This is a genomic window from Chroococcidiopsis sp. (genome assembly GCF_051657925.1).
Classification (GTDB): Bacteria; Cyanobacteriota; Cyanobacteriia; order Cyanobacteriales; family Chroococcidiopsidaceae; genus Chroococcidiopsis.
This window is the reverse complement of sequence record NZ_JBOFLP010000236.1, coordinates 22259-45642: the sequence shown is the minus strand read 5'-3', so window position 1 is coordinate 45642 and position 23384 is coordinate 22259. Positions and strand designations below refer to the sequence as shown.

Below are 23384 nucleotides of genomic sequence, written 5' to 3'. Positions count from 1 at the left end.
AGCTTGTGATGGCGGTTGGTTCGGCTGGCGGCGCTCGAATTATCAACTACGTCGCGCAAGCATTAATTGCCGTTTTAGACTGGAAATTAGACAGCCAACAAGCAATATCGCTGCCTCATTATGGCAATCGCGACGGTGCTACGGAACTAGAGACGAATACAAGTCTGGTTAACCTTCAGCAAAGCTTAGAGGCGATCGGTCATTCCGTGCAAGTTGTCGAACAAATCAGCGGTTCTCATGCAATTACTCGCACGAATCAAGGCTTAGTCGGTGGAGCCGATCCCCGTCGCGAAGGAATAGCAATAGGAGAATAACAGTTATCAGTGGCTAGTGGCTAGTGGTTAGTGGCTGGACTCTTTTCGAGTCACTAGTCACCAGTCACTAGCCACTCACGACTCACTGATTATCCCACTGCCCCAAGTGCTTTTAATGTGGCGATCGCGGCTTCGGTCAAACCAGTTACGCCAGCAATATTCATCCCTTCATAGGGTCTTTGCGCCCGCAATATCTTGAGAGATTTGCCTGTACTTGCATCCCACAGTCTAATCGTCTCATCCTGGCTGCCACTGGCAAGAATTTGTCCGTCAGTACTGAAAGCAACCGACCAAATTAAATCGGTGTGTCCCTGAAGGGTATACCTGCATTCACCAGTTTCGACATTCCACAACTTGATGCTATAGTCGCTGCTACCACTTGCTACAGTCTGCCCGTCAGGGCTGAAAGCAACTGACCAAACTCGGCTCGTATGTCCCTGGAGAGTTTGGTAACATTTCCCCGTTTGCCAATCCCATAACTTGACTGTGTGATCGCCGCTACCACTTGCCAGGGTTTGTCCGTCAGGACTAAAGGCAACTGCCCATACCCAATTGTCATGACCTTGTAAAGTGTCGTAGCACTCTCCGGTTTCCGTATTCCATAACTTGATTGTGTGGTCGTCGCTACCGCTAGCTAAAAATTTGCCATCTAAACTAAAGGCAACTGACCAAACTCGGTTAGTATGCCCTTGCAACTTATGCAGAGTTTTCCCACTGAGAATATCCCATAACCTCACTGTATAGTCATCGCAGCCGCCAGCCAAAATATAGTTATTGGGATGAAAAGCCAGAGATCTGACACCACTGTAAGCTTGGATCGTGTTGTAGCGATCGCCAGTCGAAGCATTCCAAAGCCCAATTGTATAGTCACCACTACCGCTGGCTATGGTTTTACCGTCGGAGCTAAAGGCAACAGCCCAGACTCTGTTACCATGACCGTGTAAAGTGCGATCGCATTCTCCTGTTTCGACGTTCCACAATCGTACGGTTTTATCATCGTTACCGCTAGCTAGCATTCCGGTTGGATGTGAGGCTAGCGGACGGGGATGAAAAGCAACCGACCAGACGCGACTAGTGTAACCCTGAAGGGTTTTGATACATTTCCCATCCGTGACATTCCAGATCTTGATCGTGTGATCGCCGCTACCGCTAGCCAAGGTTTTGCCGTCAGGACTAAAAGCTACAGATCTAATCCAATTTGTATGTCCCGAAAGCGTCCGACAGCATTCTCCAGTCTGTACGTCCCAGAGTCGAATTGTATAATCTTCGCTGCCGCTGGCTACTATATCTCCCCCAGAGCTAAAAGCAACAGTCCTGATCCAATTGGTATGTCCGCATAGAGTACGCAGACATTCCCCCGTGCTAGTTTGCCACAACTTGACAGTGCGATCGCTACTACTGGCGAGCATCTCGCCATCGGGACTAAAGGCAACTGACCAGACTTGAGTTGTATGCCCCTGTAGAGTTTCGATCCACTCTCCCGTGCCAACATCCCACAATCGCACAGTACAGTCTACACTACCACTAGCTAGGGTTTTGCCATCGGGACTGAAGGCGATGCTTCTAATCCAGTTCGTATGTCCGAACAAAGTCTGGTAACATTCTCCTGTCTGCCAATGCCATAGCTTGACAGTACTATCTTCACTCCCACTAGCTATAGTTTTGCCGTCGGGACTGAAAGCCACTGACCAAATGCGATGTGTATGTGGCAAAATACAACGGCATTCACCGCTACGGGTATCCCACAAACGAACTGTTTTGTCATCGCTGGCACTCGCTACAACACTACCGTCAGGACTAAACATAACCGACCAGATCCAATTTGTATGTCCTTTCAAAGTCAGCAGTTTTTTCCAATCTGTAACTTGCCACAGCCGAATTTCTCCATCAGCATCTCCTGTTGCTAATAGCTTGCCTGTGGGACTAAAAGCTACGGCTGGAGTCACGCTTAAATCTTCGGTAAAAACCGATTTGGCAAGATCGGCACGGGCAAAGTTGACTTGCTTTAAGTTGCGTCCGGCTAAATATGCTTGCCATACGCAGAGGTTAGAAAAATCCCATCCGCGCAGATCGATCTTGAGATGAGTTAGCAAGTTCAGAATATTTCCTGCCAAATATCCTGGCGATCGCGCCGATCTTTGTCGCCAATTAGTTAGAATTTGCCCTAAGCGATCGACAAGGCTGCTGAGATTTGTTTGAGCTAAAAGTTTATCGACAATTGGGATGAGAATCAGACGAATTTGCGTATCTCTAATGTAATCTTTTGCTTGCGCTTCAAGAATGGTATGACTGTTAAATAAATTAATTTCGCCTGTAACGATTTCCACGCAGAGGCGATCGATAAAGCGATCGATCGCAAAATCCATTACAACTGGTTGTTGGGTAAAGCCCGTAGCGGTTTTCTCAATCAGCGATCGCTGTCCTAAAGATCGAAGAGTTTCTGGTAGTTTTTGCTTCGCTTCTAAGGACAAAACATTCTCTCGCAGTGCTGTAAAAGCGATTGGTTCCCGTTCGACTGCCAGCCAATACATCACTTCTATTTCTAATTTTGATATCCGATTCATCTGCCGCTCTAATAAATCGCGGATATCATCAAAAACTAATGTTCCCGTGCGTAAGGTTGCTAAAAATATAGTTAGATTGCTATCAAATAAATCCTGAATTCCCGCAGCCACCATCTTCAAAGCAAGAGGATTCCCAGCATAATGCTCGATTAACCTTTGCCATTCTAAATCGGAACCGACAAAATTTCCCTTAGCACGAAAAATTTCTCGTCCTGCGGCAATATTTAGACCTTCCAACTGTAGAGAACGTACTGGTAGTGTTTCGCCTTCAAGCAAAACAATTTCTTTTGGTTTTTCTCGGCTAGTTAGTACTAAACAACTCGTATGACGGACTTCTCCAATGCGTTGTAATAATTCGCCATAGGCTTGATATCCTTCCCGATATTGCCCTGCATGTTCGCCCCCACGCAGAATACTTTCGACGTTATCTAGTACTAACAAACAGCGATGGTGGCGCAAATATTCCAGCAGCATACTGATACAGCGATCGAGTTCTTGGGATAATGTCGCCGCTGTTTCTTGTTGATGAGAGAGAAATTCAACGATCCCACCAAGTAATTCTGCTAGAGGCGGAGCGTTACGCAAACTGCGCCAAACAATATATTCAAATTCTGATTGCAAGTTTTCTGCTAGGGCGATCGATAAGGCAGTTTTTCCCATGCCACCCATACCCAATACTGCCACTAAACGACAGAGATCGTTCTTAATCCACTGTCCTAAAGTCGCTAACTCCTCGCTCCGCCCGTAAAATGTTGCTACATCTACCGCTTCGCCCCAGTCTATATAAGGTGTTGTTGGTTGTTGGTTGACGGTGACTAGTGGCTGGTTATCGCTCCTCTGCTCCCCCAACTCTCTTTTTCCCTGCTCCCTGCTCCCTACTCCCTGCTCCCTAACTTCTGAAGCTCGCCGCCGCAAGACGGCACGAAAGTTACTTTTCGTGACTTCTTCTGAGAGAGCTTTAGAAAGTAACTTCCATAATTTAGAACCTACATCTTTAATGTAATTAGCATCGTAGTCAGAGCTTTCGGCGATTTCGGGATAAGTCTGACCTTCCCAGGCTTTGCGAAAGACGAGTTCCTGAATGTCGTTGAGTCCCCGATCGAGAAATGCATCTAGAATTACTAGTGCTTCGTCAACGTTCATTTTTTAACAAAAATTTGTTCTTTGATGATTTTGTCTGTTCTAAGCTAAGTTTGTTTTTTTTCGCTGGTTTGTATTTATTTTTTTGTGTTTCCCTATTAAGTTACACTAGAAATCAGTCGCAAATCCCCCATATACTTAAAAGTTCAAAATTCTATATATTTTAATTTTATCTTAATAAATTAAGCCTTTTCTAAATCAGTTATCAGTTGTCAGTTATCAGTAACCTCTTGCCACGCACCACGCACCACGTAAATCTGACTTTTTCAGACGATTCATGACTTCTCGATTGAGACAATTAAGATGGTGCGGATAACTTCTGACTTTTTCAGGCTGTAAAAAATAAGGGCTTCATTTAATTTGAAATTAAGGATGAAATCAAGCTAAACCAGATCGGCATTAGGATTGTAGCTTTTAGCCTTAAGCCTTCATCTTTTCGATTAATTTCAGATGGAATTGCGATCCAGTATGGCTGCTATTACCCAAACAGAGATTATTAGGAGTTTGATCGGTTTGTTCGAGGCAATGGATGTAGAGAGCGCCATGACTTATTTTACTGAAGATGCCCTATGTCGATTTGGCAATCATCCACCTACAGTTGGGAAAGCCGCGATCGCATCCGTAATCGAAGCAAGTCAGCTCAGTCGGAGCGCCAGAACTTCTTTTGAAATCAATGAAATTTGGGAAATTGACGATGCTGTAATTTGCCAAATGGAAACAACTCATATGTGCGATCGTGGTAAAGCGATCGCAATACCATGCGCGATCGTCTTTCGCATGGAAGACGATCTCGTTCGAGAAATGCGCATCTACATTGATGCTTCTCCCTTAAATAGAAAGTGTGAGGGGTAGGGGAAAGAGCAATTCAAAATTCAAAAGTCAAAATTAGAGCGCGTACCACGTACCAATCTCTTGCTAATAACTGATAACTAATAAATTTGTCCAGACGTTACATCTAACGTCTCTACATTGATAACTGCTCCCTGCTCCCTGCTCCCTGCTCTCTCTTCGGGTGACTTAATTCATGGAGCGATTTGAGTTCAGCAAGCAGGCTGGTATAAGCATCGAATTTGCCGCGTTGCAAATACATTTGAGCAACCGTGCGTAAATCTTCTGCTACACCTACCATGTCACCTAATTTATAACGCACGAGACACCGACAATGATAAGCACTTGGATCTTCAGGATCGATGCGAATAGCACGATCAAAATCAGCGATCGCACCGTAATAGTCTTCGAGCTTAGAAAGCGTAAAACCTCGGTTGTAATAGGCGATCGCCGAATCTGGATTCAGAGATAAAGCACGATCGAAATCCTTTAATGCATCTTTGCGATCGCCCTTAGCAGCCCGTGCTAAACCTCGATTAGCGTATGCTGTAGCGTTGTTGGGTTGGAGCAAAATGACCTGAGAAAAATCTGCGATCGCAGCTCGATATTTTCCTACTAGCGTTTGATATACCCCTTGTTTGAATAAGTCTTCTACCGATCGAAATTTAGTTTGATGGTTATGCATCTCCAAAGTATTCGCTGCTGGCTGAGCCTGAGCGTTTAACGGAAACAGCAAAACTGCAAATGTCACGCAGCAGATGAGAATAACTCGATACATAGCTAGTGAGGGGAGAGTAGAGGAAGCAGAGGAGACTAGGAGCAGAGGGAGAATTTAATTCCGAATTCCGAATTCTCTTCACTACACCCCACACCCATTCTTCACTGACAACTGACAACTGATAACTGATTTCAGCTCCATCCTTTTTCGGATTTTTCCAGTACGTAAGAGGCGACATCCTCAATCTGCTGGGCATTTAATTTTCCTTTGAAGGCAGGCATGGCATTTTTACCATTTGTGACTTGGTTGATAATTGCTTCTAAGGAGTTCATACTATATTTTTCTAAAGCATCTTTCTGTAGTGTTTTTGTCGCCATCACCACATTTCTCCCTCCCATGTGACAAGCAGCACAGTTACTGTTAAACATTTTGGCTCCGTTGGCTATGTCTGCTGCTAGAGCTGCACTGGGAAAAGCTAGAGTACAAATAGCAACAGCCAATAGCAAAGCTAACGCGATCTTTCGCATTTTTTTCAATCTCCTTCTTTCGCAAATAGGATCGGCGGATTAATCCAGCTAAGATGTCGAAAAAGGGTGGAGGTCTTCCACCCCAGAATCAAGGACTTTTTGACCCTTCGTATAAAAGCAGGCTGGAATCGAACACCTAGCTTAGTTTGTCTTCTGGATGCCAGTCAAAAGACGAGATGTCAAACTGTCACAAAATCAAACTTTCACAAACAATGTCGCGAGAGATAACTCTGACGGTGTAATCTGGAAAGCAGTAACCAGTTGTCAGTTATCAGTTATCAGTGACCAGTTATCAGTAATTTTTGACTTTTACCTTTTGACTTTTGACTTAGCTTATGTCTCCGCTGCCTAATTACCGTCCCAAACAGCTATCTCTTGGTCCATTAGAGACAGAGATTTTAAATATCGTCTGGGAACTCGATCGCGTGACTGTCAAGGACGTACACGATCGCATTCTTGCCGATCCCGATAGAGAGTTAGCCTATACTTCTGTCACCACGGTACTGCGCCGCTTGACGGAAAAAGGATGGTTGGCTTGCGATAAACAAGAACGAGTTTTTTATTGGCAACCGTTGGTAACGAAAGAACAAGCGCAAGTTATAGAGGCGCATGAAAAGCTACATCGCTTTCTGGCAGTTGGCAACCCTGATGTTGTGGCTGCCTTTGCCGATAGTCTCGATCGCACCAGCTTAGAACAGCTCGATGCGATCGCTAAACGCATTCAAGCTGCACGCCAACAACGGGAGGAGAAGTAATGCATACCATCATGATTTTGGCTGCACTGGCAGTAGCTTGGAACGTGCGACAGAATTGGTCGTCAGCTTCGGGTGATTGGCAACAACGCTGGAAACAAACGCTGTGGTTTTTTCTTTTTCCTCCATTGATATTAGCGATCGCCGGAATCTCGGTATTATGCATGGGAACCCAAGGTAAGATGCTGGGTTTATCTGTAGGTTGGTATAGCTACGGACTGACGGCAATCGGTTTTATCGTGGCGATCGCGCTGGGAGTTCAACTGGCATGGCAAGGCTGGCGGACTGTGAGTCAGACTCGTACTTATCCCCAAGAGCAAGTAGAGGGAGCATCTTGTCGGATTTTAGAAACTCCCGTTCTGTTCAGCGCCTTAGTTGGCTTCTGGCGACCGGAATTAGTTGTCAGCCAGGGATTGTTATACGTCCTCACCCCAGAACAGTTAGCTGCTGTGATTGCCCACGAACAAGCGCATTACCACTACCGAGATACTTTCTGGTTTTTCTGGTTGGGTTGGGTACGGACTTGTACTGGATGGTTGCCTCAAACAGAAGCCTTATGGGAAGAGTTATTGCTGTTACGGGAACTGCGGGCGGATAGTCGGGCGGCTCAGCAAGTCGATCCGCTGACTTTGGCAGAATCTTTGTTATTAGTCGTGCGTTCCGCGATCGTGCCAATGACGAGTTTTTGCGCTGCCTTCAGCGCCGCTAGTCAAGCAGAGCGCTTGAACGAGCGCATCAATGCTTTACTAGAACCATCAGCGCCTTCTACTCAACCGCAATTTAATTGGTCTTGGTTGTGGTTGTTATTGGCTCTCTTACCCTTAGTTACCGTACCGTTTCATTCGTAGGGCGTGCGACGAAAGAGCGCTTTCAATCAACGGATGTCTAACCAGACTTTTGGGCGTGAAAGTGCTTAAAAGCAAATTGAAACGTAAACGATATGAGGATTAGGAAAGGTAGCTAACTTCACCCTTAACCCTTGATTTTTTTTATCGCCAAATCTACCTGCTGTTTCAACTCTTCTAAAGTAGAAGAATTATCCAAAACAACGTCAGCCCGATCGCATTTTTCTGACAGGGGCATTTGACTGTTAATTCGCGCCTGTGCTTGTTCTACAGTTAGATTATCGCGATGTATCAGTCTGTTTATTTGCTGTTGCGGCGAACAGGAAACAACCCAAATTTCTGTGACTAAATCTGTCATCTCTGCTTCAAATAGCAAAGGGATAACTAATACAACTATAGGAACGGATAATTTATCGATCTCTTGCTCAAAGCGATCGCGTACGTAAGGATGAATTTGTCTTTCTAACCACTGCTTTTCTGTAGAGTTATTAAAGATAATTCGCGCTAGTTGTTGGCGATCCAGCGTCCCATCAGCCTGCAAAATATTCATACCGTAACGCTGGGCGATCGCATTTAAAATTGGCGAACCAAGTTGCACGGCTTCTCTGGCATAAATATCTGCATCAAGAACTGGTAAATGATATTCATTTGCTAAGTATTGAGAAACAGTACTTTTGCCAGTGCTAATCCCACCAGTAAGACCGATAATTCTTTTTTGGTAATTGGTAATTGGTAATCGGTAATCGGTCACTGGTTGTTAGTTGTTGGTTGTCGATCGCTGCTAACTGGTAACTGATAACTGATAATTGCTTGTAACAAACCATCCAAAGTATATTCTTCCGCTTCTATATCGACTCTTCCCAAATGAGTTCTACAGTCTTTAGAAGTTTGGGGACCAATGGAAGCTATACAAACTCCATCTAAATTAATGTTGTTATATGGTGCTATAAGTTGGCAGAAATTTCTAACTGTTTTGGAACTAGCAAAAGTAATAATATCCACTTTATGACTTTGTAATGCCTCTAATGCTTCAGGAGCGATTGACTGCGGACACCGAGATTCATAAGCTGGAACTTCTACCACATCTGCACCTTTGGCAGTAAATTGTTTGACTAATACCTCTCGTCCTCCAGTCTCAACTCTGGGAAATAAAACTTTTTTACCTGCTAAAGATTCAGGAAAAGTTTCTATTAAGGAATCAGCAACAAAATCAGGAGGAATAAAATCTGGTTGTAAGTATCTTTGTTGAAGACTCTGAGCAGTTTTTTGTCCTACCACAGCAATTTTTACCCCGGCTAACGCCCGCGGATCTTTACCTTTAGCTAGCAGGCGTTCAAAAAAATAATCTACACCATTCGTAGAAGTCAAAACCAACCAATCAAAATCCGATAACTGCGCGATCGCATTATCTAACCCCATCCAACTCGAAGGCGCACCGATCTCCAATGCTGGCATCTCAATAGCTGTCGCACCCATTTCTACAAGGCGATCGCAAAATTGGCTCGATTGTCCTAGCGATCGGGTAACGAGGACTGTTTTACCTAAAAGCGGGGAGTCGGGAGTCGGAAGTGGGGAGTCGGGAGTCGGAAGTCGTTTTGCTCCCTCAGCTCTCTTATATCTCTCTCGCTCCTCACTCCGGACTTCGTCCCGCTTCGCTAACGCTCCTCGCTCCTGATTTGGTTGCAAATACTCGCGCCAGCCAACAACTTCACCAACCACGATCGCAGCAGGAGAAAGGCTTAAACCATCGGTTTGAGCTACAACTGTTTCGAGGGTGGCAGTCCAAACTTGCTGTTTTGCGGTTCCCGCCCAACGCACGATCGCAATTGGCGTGTGGGGCGATCGCCCGTGTCTGACTAATTGCTTGACAATCTCTGATAACTGTTGCCCTCCCATCAGAAACACCAGGGTTCCGATTGATGCTAAGCCTTCCCAATTTACAAGTTCTGGTTCGTGGGCAGTTGTTACGGCAAAACAACGACTCATTACCGGATCGGTGAGGGGAATTCCTGCTAGTGTTGCTGCGGCTAAGGCTGAAGAAATTCCAGGTATAACCTCAAACGGGCAGCCTGCGGTAACTAATGCCTCAATTTCTGCTGCGGCTCGTCCAAAAATGAATGGATCGCCGCTTTTGAGCCGAACGATCTGTTGTCCTGTTTGGCAATACTCGACTAGTAAGCGATCGATTTCTGCTTGAGGGGTGCTGGATTGTCCGCCGCGCTTACCGACATCGAGTTTGAGACAATTTGACGACACTAGTTCTAACAGTTGCGGATCGACTAAAGCATCGTAGATCAATACTTCTGCTTGGCTCAGCAGTTGCAGCGCCCTAACAGTTAGATAATCAATACTTCCTGGTCCCGCACCGACCAGGTAAACTTTACCCGTTGTGTTCATCATGCTTCGTCATGCAACCCTCAAATTTTATGGTAATTGGTAATGGGTAACTAGTAATACTAATAGTCTTAGGGCGACTAGAAGTCACGGCTATACAGGCAAAACCCGCCTGCGCGGGTTAAATTCTTTAACTAAGATATTAGTCTGTACAGGCGAACTTTGTTTGTGTAGTAGCGCATTCCATTCGCCCAACTCGCGCTTGAATCACTTGCAAGCTTCCACCTGCATGGAGAACGCGATTTTGCAACTCGAACCCTACTTCTTCTAACAACTCAACCAAATTCTCGCGCAATAACTGCCAAGCTGTTTCTGTTTCAAACAAAAACAGAAATAAATAGATTCCAGGCACGAATAACCAATTCGTCGGTGGGTGAAAATCAACCAAAGTGAAAATGCCACCTGGCTTGAGGACGCGATGAACTTCACTTACAATCTCTCGCAATTCCTCCGCTGTCATTTCGTGCATTGCCATGCTGCTGTGGACTAGATCGAAACTGCGATCGCTAAAAGGCATCTTTTGGGCAAAAGCCTCTACATATTTGGCTTGCGGTACATTGTGTTGCGCTCGTTTCAAAGAGAAAGGAGACGCATCTAACCCTGTCACCTCTTGAGAATATTTCACCAATACTTCAGTTGCTTGACCGCTGCCGCAACAAAGATCCAAAACTTGAGTTTTTGGCTGAATTGTTAAGTTTTGCAAAGCTAATTGACGAAACTTTCCTTCTCCGCCCACGCTCATTGCCGCTAATCGAGAAACTGTATCGTAAAACCATTGATAGCGATAGCTCCATTCTCGTAATATTGTTGCCATGTTTCAATCCTCATGAATATTTGTTGACCGATATTCCGAATAAAGATGTATTGTTAAAAGATGTATTGTTAAAATCAGTAACAAAGCTGAAGAAATCGGGGTAACAAAACTGCTATGGGTCGAGTGGGAGTACTATTACTTAATCTAGGTGGACCGGATCGACTAGAGGATGTCAGACCATTTCTATTTAACTTGTTTGCCGATCCGGAAATCATTCGCCTGCCGTTTCCCTGGCTACAAAAACCCCTGGCATGGTGGATTTCAACCTTACGCACGAAGCGATCGCAAGAAAACTATAAGCAGATAGGTGGCGGTTCTCCCTTACGGCGCATTACTGAAGCCCAAGCACAAGCGCTACAAGCACGACTAGAAGAAAAAGGGCAACCCACTCAAATGTACATTGGGATGCGTTACTGGCATCCATTCACCGAAGAAGCGATCGCCCGCATCAAACGCGATGGCATTGACCGTTTGGTGATTTTACCACTCTACCCGCAGTTTTCCATCAGCACTAGCGGTTCTAGCTTCCGCTTGCTGCAACAAATGTGGTTAGAAGACCCCAAATTAAGCAGCATTGAATATACAGTCATTCCCTCTTGGTACAAGCAGCCAGGCTATCTGCAAGCAATGGCGCAGTTAATTGCTCAAGAGGTAGATGGATTTGCCAACCCTGATGCAGTCCATGTCTTCTTTAGCGCTCATGGCGTACCAAAAAGTTACGTTGAGGAAGCAGGCGACCCCTATCAGCAAGAAATTGAGGAATGTACGGCGCTAATAATGCAGACCCTTAACCGCCCCAATTCATACACCTTAGCTTATCAAAGTCGTGTTGGTCCTGTAGAATGGCTGCAACCATATACAGAAGATGCCATTCAAGAATTGGGTCAGCAAGGGGTGCAAGATATGGTTGTCGTACCGATCAGTTTTGTCTCCGAACACATAGAAACCCTGCAAGAAATTGACATGGAGTATAGAGAAGTTGCAGAGTCAGTAGGTATACATAACTTTCGTCGCGTCCCAGCGCTCAACACTCACACTCAGTTTATTGATGGGATGGCAGATTTAACCATCGAAGCCTTAAATTCTCCCAGCGTTAAACTGTCTCAAGTGTCGCAAATGAAAAAGCGGGTCAAAATGTACCCTCAAGAGCGCTGGCAGTGGGGCATGACGACCTCGGCAGAAATTTGGAATGGTAGAATTGCCATGCTCGGTTTTATCGCCCTGATTATCGAGCTAATCACTGGCAAAGGACTATTGCACGCAGTCGGGATTTTATAAGTCAGTTATCAGGAATCGTAGGGGCGGGTTTAGCAAGAGTCTGACAACCGCCACCCCAAATTTCTGCTCAAAACCCGCCCGTACAGTGGTAGCAACGGGTTTAGCAAGAGTCTGACAACCGCCACCCTAAATTTCCGCTCAAAACCCGCCCCTACAGAAATTAGAATTCAGGAAATTTTGACTTTTGACTTCTGACTTTTGACTTCTCTATCCACTCTAAATAGTGGCACATTCCAAGTTACGCAAAGTCACGCGCTCTGGTTTGATATGGGGCGACCCATTTGGTCTATCAAACCCATGAGCTACGATCCGACTAAGTTAAATCACTCAGAAATACTGTCTCTATTAGCTTCAGGTGTGCTGGAGTATTTTGGACGCATCAAAGCAGGAGAAAAAGATCCTTTTCCCTATCCCGATCCTTTAATTAGGGGATTTAATCAACTGAGTATTGCCTGTGCTTTGCAAAATGTAGAACGCTCTAAAAGACCTAAAGGCGTTGTAGAGTTTGTAGAGACATGGGGAAAATTGCCATTGACCAAGTGGGCTTTAAAGCTGGAGGTAGCAGACTATGATTTTGCTGCGGATGACTGTTTAATTAAGCCAGACTTGAGTAAACCAACGCAATTGTGCAAAGATTTGGCGCGGGGGTTGCGGTTGGTGTCTTAATGCGATCGCATGATTTTAAATTTAAATCTCGTCTAAATTTACATCAAAAGTTTGTTCTGCTACTGTTACACTGTCGCCCGATCTTAACTTGCGTCCGCGTCTGGTCTCCAGTATGCCATTAACGAGAACCTCACCTCCCTGAATTATTAGTTTTGCTTGTCCGCCTGTTGCTGCTATGCCAATTAATTTTAAAAATTGATCGAGTTTAATTGTATTATCACTGTTACTAATCATGAAAAATCTCAAACTCAACTTTTACGAGCAGAAACAAATAAGCTATTAACATCATGCCCAAATCCTTGCTCCGTTGACAAGGCATGGATCTCTGCCATATATTCTGCTTTAAGCTGCGCTAATTTGTCTGGTGATAATTGACACACCTGGTAGCCGTAAACATTATTAGCATGTGCGTTCCATGCTGTTTCTGCATCTTTGAAGTAGAAACCGAATTGTTGAGTTACAACTTCAATATTTTGAAAACCAGCCTGTTGAAGTAAAGCTTGGCACTTTTCAGGAGTACCTAGCGTTTCGTTGGGATTGTCAACCGTAATTCCAAATTGTTGTGCTTTCTGTCTAAATAAAATAGATGCAGTATGAGCTGTTTCAGCAAAACAGGAAAAAGCTACTATTCCACCTGTGTTTAAAAAACGATACCACTGACATAGGGAGGTAAAAACATCTGTGAAATAGGCGATCGCAGCAGAACAAAAAATCACATCAAAGCTATTATCGTCAAAATTTAAATCGTCTGCGTCCGCTTCAATCAATTCAATATTTTGTAATTTTTCTAACTCAACTTTGTGCCGTGCTTGTGCTAGCATTCCCGTGGAAATATCTACTCCCAATACATAACCTGCATCTCCTACAATTTTTGCTGCCGCGATCGCCACGATTCCCGTACCAGTTGCCACATCCAAAACTCTTTGTCTTGGCTTGAGTTGAGCTAATTCTATTAAAGGTTTGGCAAAACGATAGCGAAACTCGTTGTCATAATTAATTCTAGAATTAAAATCTGTAATAATTTGCTGCTTGTATTCATTCATACGAGTTGTCATTAGTATTTTCCCTACTCCCTACTCCCTACTCCCTACTCCCTAATATTTATCCGAAATTACCACAATGACATTTGTATAGGTGATTGACAAGAATTTGAGCAGAGGCGATCGCAAGGATAATTAAAATGCCGACGAAAAAATCAAATTTGCTCCCTGCTGTTGTAGCTATCGGGATTGTAGCAGGAGGTGCAGCGGCTTATTGGTATTTTAAAGGCAATTTTGGCAGTGGCGCGAGTCCTTTGGCAAGTGCTAAAGTCGTACCAGATGAAGCATTGATGGCAGCTTTTATTTCGACCGATTCTAGTGTTTTGGCGCAGTTACAGCGATTTGGCACTCCTGAAGCCGAAAAGTTAGTTGAGAAAAGCCTGCAAGACTTCGATCGCCAAGTATTAACAAAATCTAATATTAATTACGAACAAGATATAAAACCTTGGTTGGGTAACGTCGCAATTGCCGTACTACCACCTGGTTCTGCTAAGCAAGTACAAGCAACACCATTCTCGTCTCAATCGAATATTTTACTGGTACTAGGAATTAAAAATGGGTTGAGTGCCTGGAACTTTAGCAAGAAACTAAAAGCCGATAAAACAGTTACGAGTAAAGAATTCGATTACAAAGGACAAAAAATTACTGAATCAACCAGTCAAGGCGCACCAATCTACAGTAGTATTCTTGACAATCGAGTCGTTCTCGCTCCAGCCAAACAAGCAATAGAACAAGCGATCGATACTTATAAAGGAGAACCTTCTTTTGCTGCTAAAACAGGTATAGACAGCACTTTTGCCCAAAGCTTACAACTCAAAAACCCGATCGCGCAAATTTATTTACCTGATTATGCAGGTGCAGTCCAACAATTAACGGCTACTAATCCGGCTGGATTACCTCCACAAACTTTAGCACAGTTGCAATCGGTCAAAGCTGTAGTTGCAGGTGTGGGCGTGGATGACATGGGGCTAAGGATGAAAGCGATCGCGCAGTTAAATCCTCATGCCATCAACATACAATATCAAAACTCGCCTAGTAAGGTCGTGACGCGATTTCCCGTCGATACGCTGGCTTTATTGACTGGTGCGGGAATCAGTCGCACCTGGGCGGCGTTTGTTGACCAAACTAGAGATTTACCGGAAGTCAAGCAAGGATTGGACTCTGCTCGGCGATCGTTCAAAACAAGTTACAATCTCGATCTAGACCGAGATGTTTTTGGCTGGATGGATGGAGAATTTGCCATTGGTGCAATTCCATCTAGTCAGGGGATGTTAGGTTCCTTGGGATTTGGCGGCGCACTGATGTTTCAAACCAGCGATCGCGCTACGGCTGAATCGACTCTCGGTAAACTGGATGCGATCGCCCGAAGTAATTTTTTAGCTGTCGTTCCTAGAGATATCAATGGTAATAGCGTCACCGAATGGCAAGTTCCCGCCCAAGGTGCGATCGTCGGTCACGGCTGGTTAAATCCAGATACAATGTTTATTGCTGTGGGCGAACCGATTGTAGAGGCGATCGCAAATCCTTCTGGTAAGTCTCTTGACAGTAGCGAAGTTTTCAAAGCTGCAACTGGTTCTTTAATACAACCTAATGCAGGTTACTTCTACTTAGATATGGATAAAACCATGTCGTTACTTGCAAGTAAACCCTTAAGCACCGCGATCGATCCAGAAGCAACTGTTATTGTTAACTCTATTCGCGGTATCGGCATCACCGCCAGCAACCCCGACAAAACCACGAGTCAAATGGAGTTACTCATCGCACTCAAACAGAGAAATTAGGGAGTAGGGAGCAGGGAGTAGGGAGCAGAGAACAGAGGACAAGGGAGACAAGGAGGACAAGGGAGAATACCTACAATTGACCAATGACGAATGACCAACGACTAATGACCGAAATAAATTAACTCTTCTTACAGTAGGAAGCGGGTTTGCAGATGCTTAGTTAAAATGCAGGTAGTTCCATGCTGTCTACCACTTTTATACCTGTTCCCGATCGCAGAGTTAAGAATCAATTATGAACGCTGGACTTCTAAATAGAATCCCTCTGCTACCTGTTGTTGCTCTTTGGCTAGCATATGCACTGCTGGGATGGTATCTCTCTGCATATGATATCTTTTGGTTTGTGGGAGCCTGCGTTGCGGCTGTAGGGTTAGCTTTATCTTGGAAAAGTATTGCTGCTTTAGAGCAAATCATGAAATTTGCTTCCCAAGGATTTCTATTGATTGTAGCAATGCTTTTGGTTTGCGTGTTGATTGCTTTGGCTGCGGCGCGATCGATTTTAATTCCGATTATTGTCATGCCTTTAGCTATCACATTCTTGGCAAACGTAGAAATGCGATTTGCTGGTTTTAGTCGAGTCAATACTTTTTTATTTTTAGCAGTTGTAGCAGGTTTTGGCTTGGGTTTTGGCGAAATTATCGATCTCGCATTCTTAGCATCCAATCATAAATATTAGTAGGGGCGGGTTTAGACAACAGATTTTCCTGACACGAATAGCTATTGGATAAAACCCGCCCGTACAATCCCTACCAAGAAATACGTGCCGTTGCATAAGTTAAGTATTTTGTCAACAAATTTTAAAAATAATCCGTAAAACCGCGATCGCGGCTGGTAGAGATCGGTATATCGCGTTGATTTTCCATAGGAAATTTATGCAACTATGCCGTTCCATTATCAGCTATACGATTATTGGTTGCGTTCGACGGGGGTTTGGGTTTCTCCGTTACTAACACTAAATGTAGATTGGTTAAATGAGTCAGAAATATCAGCGATCGCCCAAATTCACGCTCTAGAACGAGTTGAATTTGGAATTAAAATGAGTTGGGAATATCGTAAAAAAATAGACTCAGACTATATGTCTTGGTGTGTCGATACCAAGCATCCTAATGTTGTATTTACAGATAAAAGTATCTCTCACAATAGCTCACCCAGTATATTCAGCTATCAAATGCGAGATCCCAATCGACTAGTTATGTCGGTTGGGAAATATGAAGAAACCATCGTATTAGAAAGCTATAACAAACGTTTGCGCGAACAGAGGTATGAAGGTAAGCTAATGAGACGACTTTGGGAAAAGAAAGTTGATGCTACAATTGCTCCAAAGTTGGCGATGGTTTCATAACTTCTTAGGCAACAAAGCCGCTCGATCCATCAATTTCAGTTGTTCTTGTTGGTACTCTACTCCTTGTTGGTATTCCAAAAGTGTAAATGTATCTACTTGAATTGCTTCATTACGAGCAATTTCTGCGGCGCGAATTAGTTCAGCCTCTTCTAGAGTAATTATCTCAGCCTCTCGTGCTGCTGTAACTAGCTGCTCCGGTTTTCCTGACGGCAGCCTACCTTCACGACTGGCAGCTTTGATAGTTTTAAGTGCTGGTTCGGCTTGCGATGTTAAGAGAAAAGCGCGTTCCAATCTTCCCAAAGCTTCATTTGAATCGGTAGGAACATAAATACCTGCGGCGAGCCGATCGCGTTGTTGCCCTGGTGTCTGAAGGCTACGTGCAACGTCACTGCCCAGACGGTCAGAGGGTAAAGAACCGATCGCATTGAGCCGCCACCACCAAGTCACAGGTCCTCGGAATAAACTACCGAGAATTGGTACGGATAGGTTACTGAAAATTCCCTCAAATCCAAGCTGAATCTGAGCCAAGGCATATTCCACTGCCCAGCGAACAAAGGGTAAGTCTTCCGTACAACCTTCTGCCTCAAATCGGCGCAGGGTAGCTGTTGCCAAATACATCCAAGAAAGAATATCGGCAAATCGTCCAGTCAGTTTTTCTCGTCGCTTCAACGTGCCACCAAAACAGAAGAGAACCAGATCGGTCAGCCAAGCAAAAGTCGCGGCTGCCCATTCAAGCTTGCGGTAGTATTTAGCAGTAGCTCTAGTTACAGGCGGACGGGCGAGATAGCCACGAGAAAGACTCAACAGTAAGGTGCGGCAACCATTACGCATCATGAAACCAACGTGATGCCAAAAGGCGCGATCGAAAGCCGAGACATCCGACTGTTTGAGGGCAATAACTTCAGCATAGACGTAAGGATGACAGCGGATCGCTCCTTGACCGAAGATCATCATCGTACGGGTGAGGATATTCGCGCCTTCAACCGTAATTGAGATCGGAGTGGCAATGTAGATATTTGCTAGCAGGTTTCTGGGTCCGCGACAAATACCAGAGCCACCGAGAATATCCATCCCGTCATTGATAATTTGACGCGAGAGTTCTGTCAGGTTGTACTTAGCGATCGCCGAAATGACAGCAGGTTGCTCGCCGCGATCGACTGCCCCGCAAGTATAAATTCGAGCGGCATCCATCAAATATGTCAGCCCTCCAATCCGAGCGAGGGGTTCCTCAATTCCTTCAAACCGACCGATTGGCAGTCCAAACTGCTGTCGCACTGTTGCGTGAGCGCCTGTCACTCTGGCGACTAGTTTGGCAACTCCGGTACAGGTAGCAGGAAAGCTGATGCCCCGACCCGCAGCAAGGCTCTGCATCAACATTTTCCAACCCTGACCCACCTGTTCTACACCACCGATAACTTGGTCTATGGAGATGATGACATCATGCCCTTCAACCGGAGAATTGTAAAACGGGACTCCCATCGGATCGTGTCGCCGTCCCAAAACCACACCAGGCGTATCCGCCGGAATTAAAGCGCAGGTAATGCCTACATCCTCTCCTTTACCCAGCAAATTTTCTGGATCGCGGAGGCGAAACGCCAGACCGATTAAAGTGGCGATCGCGCCCAGAGTAATATAGCGTTTGCGAAAATTCAAGCGCAGATATAGTTTTCCATCTTCAGCTTGAAACACGACTCCTTCAGAAGTAATGCTACCCGCATCCGAGCCAGCTTGGGGTTCGGTCAAGGCAAAACAGGGAATTTCATCCCCCTGAGCTAGTCTGGGCAGATAATAGTCTTTCTGAGCTGGAGTACCATATCGCAGCAGCAACTTCGCCGGACCGAGGGAGTTCGTCACTCCAACTGTCGCCGTGTGGGTGAACGATCGCGATGCCAGCTTCATCATCACGGCACTGTAGGCAAAGTTAGAAAAGCCCAAACCGCCATACTCTTTGGGGATCATCATCCCGAAGAAGCGTTCTTGTCTGAGATATGCCCAGACTTCCGGTGGTAAGTCTTTGCGACGGTAAATTTCCCAATCGCTGACCATGCGGCAAACTTGTTCTACTGGTTCATCGAGAAATGCTTGCAGTTCTGGCGTAACTTGGGGATAGGGTTCGCTGTTAATTCTGCGAAAATTAGGTTGACCGGAAAAGAACTCACCATCTACCCAAACGCTCCCTGCTTCGATCGCCGCTTGTTCGGTTGCAGAGATGTTGGGTAGGAGATTGAAAGTTTTAATGGCGGAAATGATGGGAGATGTGACGAGCGATCGCCGTAATATTGGTAAATTTAAGATTGCTGTCACCACACCTAACAGCGACCACACCCAAATTGGCGGATTCCAAGCTGCCAGCACGGCGAGCAAGTACAGCGACCATAGCCACAACGGAACGCCAATGTAACCTAGTGCTAAAAATAGGAAAATTAGCGCGGGAATGACAAAGACTGGATCGAGCAGGTTCAGCATCATAATTCGTAATTCGTAATGAAACATGAGTTGAAGACTTCGACCTCTCAGGTCATCCAGATTCAGGAGGTTGCCAAATTCTCAAACACTGCCGCTGCTCCCATACCACCACCAACGCACATCGTCACCAGACCATAGCGAATGCTACGCCGTTTCATTTCGTGCAGCAGAGTAGCTGTCAGCTTCGCCCCCGTGCAACCTAGAGGATGACCGAGAGCGATCGCGCCGCCGTTGACATTGACAATTTCCTCATTCAAACCGAGCTTGCTAATTACCGCTAAGCTTTGAGCGGCAAAGGCTTCATTCAGCTCGATTAACCCGATATCGTCCAAGCTTAAACCCACTTGCTTCAACACTTTCGGCACAGCCTCAACTGGACCAATCCCCATAATTTCTGGGGGAACTCCAGCAACTGCAAACCCTAACATCCGTCCTAGAGGTTTTACACCGAGTTTATTGACCCAGCGCTGACTCATCAATACCGTCGCAGATGCTCCATCTGAAGTTTGAGATGAGTTGCCAGCTGTAACCGCTCCACCTTGGCGAAAAACAGGTTGCAACCGCGCCAAAGCTTCCAGACTGGTATCGGCGCGAGGACCTTCATCGAGCTGAAAAACTTGCTCCACGACCTGTGGCTTACCATCAACATAGAGAGTTTCGCGGACTGGAAGCGGGATGATTTCTTCAGCAAAACGACCTTGCCTAATTGCAACTAAAGCTTTCTGATGCGATCGCAGCGCAAAAACATCTTGTTCCTGGCGAGAAACTCCGTACTGCTGGGCTACGTTCTCAGCCGTAATCCCCATCGTACAGTAGGCTTGTGGAGTCTCCGCCAACACTTCTGGATTGGGAGCTAGATAGTGTCCCCCCATCGGAATCAAACTCATCGATTCGGCTCCACCAGCCACCATAATTTCCGCTTGTCCTGTGGCGATCGCTTGAGCTGCCATCGCGATCGTCTGGAGTCCAGAAGCACAAAAACGGTTGACAGTACAACCTGCCACTGAATCGGGTAAACCAGCACGTTGAGCAATAACTCGCCCTAAATTGAATCCCTGTTCCGCTTCTGGAAACGCGCAGCCGATAATGATGTCGTCAATATATTCTGGTGCAAGTCCTTCGACGCGAGCGATCGCGCCTTTGACTACCACCGCGCCCATGTCATCGGGGCGAACATGGCGTAACGTACCGCGTGGCGCTTTTCCCACCGCAGTCCGAACGCTGCTAACAATATAGGCTTCTTTCATAGTTGGTAGTTGGTAGTTGGTAGTTGGTAGTTGGTAGGAGCGAGGAGTGAGGAGTGTAGACGCGACAGCGGCTTCTCGGAGAGTGGAGTGAGGAGTGAGGGGACAAGGGAGACAAGAGAGCTTCAGGTGCAGAGGAGCAGAGGAGCGATCGGGAGCAATTCTAGCCACTAGCTACTCACTACACCCCACACCCCACACCCTACACCCTTTCTTCACTAGTCACTGATAACTGCTCCCGACTCCCGACTCCCGACTCCCGACTCCCGCTAATTTCGTAACGGCTTTTTATGCTTCAACGTGTAAGCTATCCGCTCTTGGGTTTTGGGCTGGCTGAGTAGGGGTAAAAATGCTTCCCGCTCTAATTGCAGTAAGTAGTTTTCATCAACTAAAGCAGGTGCAGAAAGTTCCCCGCCAGCCATGACGTAGGCTAAACGGTTGGCTAAATAGCGATCGTATTCGCTGATGAAGCCGCCTCGGTAAAGGGTATCGGCAGCATAATCCAACATTGCTCTCCCTGGACGACCTAGCACCATAATGACGTTGCGTTCGGGGGGTGGGGCGTAACCTGCGCGATCGCTACATAAGACCTCTTCTTTCGCAACTTCTAAACGGCGATCGCCATTCATTAAAATTCTGGCTGTCGGTGGTAGAAATCCTAGTTCTTGAGCTTCCGCAGCACTATTGGAGACTTTCGCCATACCAATTGTTTCAAACACTCGCCGCAGGAATGGTTGGATGTGATGGGGCGCTTCTGTGGCAGCGCGATCGGCTGCCCAAGTCACCGATCGCATAATGCCACCAGCCCCAGGAATCAAACCTACACTCAGTTCCACCAAGCCAATATAAGTTTCTGCTGCTGCCACGACTTGCGGACACGCCATGACTAACTCGCAGCCACCACCCAACACGCGCCCTTGAATTGCCGCAACAATTGGTTTGGGGAAGTAATGAATCCGCTGTAGCAGAGTTTGAAATTTGACAATCAGATCGGCGATCGCCTCAAAGTTTCCCGACTGCGCCATCATTGCCATTTCCGCCAGATTTGCCCCACCTGAGAAATGAGCGCTGCTGTTGCCAATGACCAATCCTCGATAATCGTTCTCTAGCAGATCCAACACCTCAGCTAAACCGTCAACCACTTGCAAACTCAAAGTATTGCCCTTCGAGCGAAATTCATACAAAACCACCCCATCACCCAAGTCCAGCAACGCTGCTTCGGGATTTTGCCATATGAGCGGGAGTCGGGGAAGAGAGCTGAGGGAGCTGAGAGAGAAAGAAATTTTGAATTTTGAATTTTGAATCTTGAATTGCTTCCCTGCTCCCTGCTCCCTGCTCCCTGCTCCCTGCTCTACCCATTCCGGCACGGGAATTCCAGCAGCTTTCATATCTGCCAGTACGGTTTCAAACCCTAGTACTTCCCAAATTTCAAAAGGACCGAGTTCCCAGCCAAAGCCCCATCGCATTGCTTTGTCGATGTCGTCAGGATTATCGGCAATTTCGGGAATGCGGCAAGCGCTATAACTCAAGGTTTTGAGGATAGATTCGCGGAAGAAAGCACCTGCACGAGTGCGATCGCAATACAATGCCCGCAGGCGATCGCCTAAATCGGGAATCTTACCAATCGCCTCAATATCGCCTAAGTTTAGAGGCTTGGCTGGTTCGTAAGCGAGTGTTTCTGGATTTAATGACAGAATTTGTCGGTCTTGCTTTTTGTAAAAGCCTTGACCCGTTTTCGCTCCTAGCGTCCCCGTCTCTACGAGTTTGCGTAACAGCTCCGGCACGCGAAAGACTACTCTGCTTTCATCGTGAGGAATAGCTGGATAGAGGTTGCTGGCGACGTACATCAGCGTATCTAGTCCGACTAAATCCGCCGTGCGGAATGTGGCTGATTTTGGTCTACCTGCAATTGTTCCCGTTAGAGTATCGATTTCCTCAATCGTGTATCCCTGCGTTAACGCCTGCACACCGAGCATTGTGACATACATGCCAATTCGGTTGGCAATAAAGTTAGGAGTGTCCTTTGCGATTACGATCCCTTTACCTAAATGCAGCTCTCCGAACCACTTCATTCTTTCTAGTACTTGTGGATCGGTGTCAGTTGTCGGAATGACTTCGAGTAGCTTGAGATAGCGGGGTGGATTGAAAAAATGAGTACCTAAAAACCTTTGACGAAAGGAGTCAGAACGTCCTTGGGCGATCGCGTGGATTGGTAAACCACTGGTATTAGTAGATACGATTGTATCCGAGCGAATTACGCTCTCTACGCGTTCCATCAATTTTTGCTTAATATCTAGATTTTCTACCACTGCTTCAATGACCCAATCGACTGCGGCGACTGAGTAAAAATGCTCATCAAAATTTCCCAAAATGACGCGACGGGCTGTCTTTTCTGTAAAAAATATAGGTGGAGATAGCTTCAGGGCTTTTTTAAATGATGTTTCAACTAATTCGTTTTTATTGCTCCCCTTACCAGGAATATCTAATAAATATACGGTTAAACCTGCATTGGCGAGGTGAGCGGCAATCTGGCTTCCCATCACTCCCGCACCAAGAACGGCGGCGGTTCGGAACGGCTTAAACATAGTTTTAAAACCTCAGTTATTAGTGGTAGTTGGTAGTTGGTAGTTGGTAGTTGCCCCTCTGCTCCTCTGCCCCTCTGCTTCCCCAACTC

Annotated in this window: 21 protein-coding genes; 9 read left to right on the top strand and 12 right to left on the bottom strand. The window is 45.9% G+C overall.

The window, feature by feature from the left end; all coding sequences use genetic code 11:
- Positions 1 to 314 (top strand): gamma-glutamyltransferase (locus ACRC32_RS19385; RefSeq protein ID WP_438555506.1); only part of this gene is annotated, 314 nt, incomplete at its 5' end.
- 89 nt (positions 315 to 403) lie between these two features.
- On the opposite strand, the gene ACRC32_RS19380 is transcribed toward ACRC32_RS19385, so the two are convergent.
- Positions 404 to 4021, bottom strand: a complete 3618-nt coding sequence (locus ACRC32_RS19380; protein ID WP_438555505.1) for an NB-ARC domain-containing protein — start codon at positions 4019 to 4021, stop codon at positions 404 to 406.
- A 447-nt stretch (positions 4022 to 4468) separates the two neighbouring features.
- Between ACRC32_RS19380 and ACRC32_RS19375 the strand changes: the two genes are divergently transcribed.
- The gene (locus ACRC32_RS19375; protein ID WP_438555504.1) at positions 4469 to 4870 is read left to right on the top strand and encodes a nuclear transport factor 2 family protein; all 402 of its coding nucleotides are present in this window, start codon (positions 4469 to 4471) and stop codon (positions 4868 to 4870) included.
- A gap of 112 nt (positions 4871 to 4982) precedes the next feature.
- On the opposite strand, the gene ACRC32_RS19370 is transcribed toward ACRC32_RS19375, so the two are convergent.
- Both ACRC32_RS19370 and petJ read right to left on the bottom strand, forming a co-directional pair.
- On the bottom strand, positions 4983 to 5624 hold the full coding sequence (locus ACRC32_RS19370; RefSeq protein WP_438555503.1) for a tetratricopeptide repeat protein: 642 nt from the start codon (positions 5622 to 5624) through the stop codon (positions 4983 to 4985).
- 131 nt (positions 5625 to 5755) lie between these two features.
- Positions 5756 to 6091, bottom strand: a complete 336-nt coding sequence (petJ, locus tag ACRC32_RS19365) for a cytochrome c6 PetJ (protein ID WP_438555502.1) — start codon at positions 6089 to 6091, stop codon at positions 5756 to 5758.
- Positions 6092 to 6426: 335 nt separating this feature from the next.
- Here petJ and ACRC32_RS19360 point away from each other — a divergent pair, with 335 nt between their 5' ends.
- Both ACRC32_RS19360 and ACRC32_RS19355 read left to right on the top strand, forming a co-directional pair.
- Positions 6427 to 6846: a BlaI/MecI/CopY family transcriptional regulator gene (locus ACRC32_RS19360; protein WP_438555501.1), complete on the top strand. Its 420-nt coding sequence runs from the start codon at positions 6427 to 6429 to the stop codon at positions 6844 to 6846.
- The gene (locus tag ACRC32_RS19355; protein WP_438555500.1) at positions 6846 to 7691 is read left to right on the top strand and encodes a M56 family metallopeptidase; all 846 of its coding nucleotides are present in this window, start codon (positions 6846 to 6848) and stop codon (positions 7689 to 7691) included. Before ACRC32_RS19360 ends, ACRC32_RS19355 begins: the two co-directional genes overlap by 1 nt.
- A gap of 124 nt (positions 7692 to 7815) precedes the next feature.
- Here the strand turns inward: ACRC32_RS19355 and coaE are convergent, their stop codons facing one another.
- From coaE to ACRC32_RS19340, 3 genes are all read right to left on the bottom strand, one after another.
- Entirely contained in the window at positions 7816 to 8439 is a 624-nt protein-coding gene (gene coaE, locus ACRC32_RS19350) for a dephospho-CoA kinase (protein ID WP_438555499.1), read from the bottom strand.
- Complete coding sequence (cobA, locus tag ACRC32_RS19345; protein WP_438555498.1) at positions 8436 to 10088, bottom strand: uroporphyrinogen-III C-methyltransferase; 1653 nt, start codon at positions 10086 to 10088, stop codon at positions 8436 to 8438. Before cobA ends, coaE begins: the two co-directional genes overlap by 4 nt.
- A gap of 136 nt (positions 10089 to 10224) precedes the next feature.
- Positions 10225 to 10896 (bottom strand): class I SAM-dependent methyltransferase, encoded by a 672-nt coding sequence (locus tag ACRC32_RS19340; RefSeq protein ID WP_438555497.1) that lies wholly within the window; start codon positions 10894 to 10896, stop codon positions 10225 to 10227.
- A 114-nt stretch (positions 10897 to 11010) separates the two neighbouring features.
- On the opposite strand from ACRC32_RS19340, the gene hemH reads away from it, so the two are divergent.
- Both hemH and ACRC32_RS19330 read left to right on the top strand, forming a co-directional pair.
- Positions 11011 to 12174 (top strand): ferrochelatase, encoded by a 1164-nt coding sequence (gene hemH / locus ACRC32_RS19335; protein ID WP_438555496.1) that lies wholly within the window; start codon positions 11011 to 11013, stop codon positions 12172 to 12174.
- Positions 12175 to 12372: 198 nt separating this feature from the next.
- On the top strand, positions 12373 to 12840 hold the full coding sequence (locus ACRC32_RS19330; RefSeq protein ID WP_438555495.1) for a hypothetical protein: 468 nt from the start codon (positions 12373 to 12375) through the stop codon (positions 12838 to 12840).
- A 21-nt stretch (positions 12841 to 12861) separates the two neighbouring features.
- On the opposite strand, the gene ACRC32_RS19325 is transcribed toward ACRC32_RS19330, so the two are convergent.
- Positions 12862 to 13074 carry an RNA-binding S4 domain-containing protein gene (locus tag ACRC32_RS19325; RefSeq protein ID WP_015154921.1) on the bottom strand — a complete coding sequence of 71 codons (213 nt, stop codon included), beginning with the start codon at positions 13072 to 13074 and terminating at the stop codon, positions 12862 to 12864.
- A gap of 14 nt (positions 13075 to 13088) precedes the next feature.
- Positions 13089 to 13895, bottom strand: a complete 807-nt coding sequence (locus ACRC32_RS19320) for a class I SAM-dependent methyltransferase (RefSeq protein WP_438555494.1) — start codon at positions 13893 to 13895, stop codon at positions 13089 to 13091.
- A 125-nt stretch (positions 13896 to 14020) separates the two neighbouring features.
- Here ACRC32_RS19320 and ACRC32_RS19315 point away from each other — a divergent pair, with 125 nt between their 5' ends.
- From ACRC32_RS19315 to ACRC32_RS19305, 3 genes are all read left to right on the top strand, one after another.
- Positions 14021 to 15661 (top strand): DUF3352 domain-containing protein, encoded by a 1641-nt coding sequence (locus ACRC32_RS19315; protein ID WP_438555493.1) that lies wholly within the window; start codon positions 14021 to 14023, stop codon positions 15659 to 15661.
- A gap of 232 nt (positions 15662 to 15893) precedes the next feature.
- Positions 15894 to 16334, top strand: a complete 441-nt coding sequence (locus tag ACRC32_RS19310) for a hypothetical protein (protein WP_438555492.1) — start codon at positions 15894 to 15896, stop codon at positions 16332 to 16334.
- A 204-nt stretch (positions 16335 to 16538) separates the two neighbouring features.
- On the top strand, positions 16539 to 17000 hold the full coding sequence (locus ACRC32_RS19305; protein ID WP_438555491.1) for a hypothetical protein: 462 nt from the start codon (positions 16539 to 16541) through the stop codon (positions 16998 to 17000).
- Here ACRC32_RS19305 and ACRC32_RS19300 read toward each other — a convergent pair.
- The 4 genes from ACRC32_RS19300 to ACRC32_RS19285 form a co-directional block, all read right to left on the bottom strand.
- On the bottom strand, positions 16995 to 19469 hold the full coding sequence (locus ACRC32_RS19300) for an acyl-CoA dehydrogenase (protein WP_438555490.1): 2475 nt from the start codon (positions 19467 to 19469) through the stop codon (positions 16995 to 16997). The two genes, ACRC32_RS19305 and ACRC32_RS19300, sit on opposite strands and share 6 nt — an antisense overlap.
- 59 nt (positions 19470 to 19528) lie before the next feature.
- Positions 19529 to 20713: an acetyl-CoA C-acyltransferase gene (locus ACRC32_RS19295; RefSeq protein WP_438555507.1), complete on the bottom strand. Its 1185-nt coding sequence runs from the start codon at positions 20711 to 20713 to the stop codon at positions 19529 to 19531.
- Positions 20714 to 20979: 266 nt separating this feature from the next.
- A complete protein-coding gene (locus ACRC32_RS19290) occupies positions 20980 to 23295 on the bottom strand; it encodes a 3-hydroxyacyl-CoA dehydrogenase NAD-binding domain-containing protein (protein ID WP_438555489.1) in 2316 nt (771 codons plus the stop codon).
- Positions 23250 to 23381 carry a hypothetical protein gene (locus tag ACRC32_RS19285; protein ID WP_438555488.1) on the bottom strand — a complete coding sequence of 44 codons (132 nt, stop codon included), beginning with the start codon at positions 23379 to 23381 and terminating at the stop codon, positions 23250 to 23252. Before ACRC32_RS19285 ends, ACRC32_RS19290 begins: the two co-directional genes overlap by 46 nt.
- Positions 23382 to 23384: the final 3 nt, after the last annotated feature.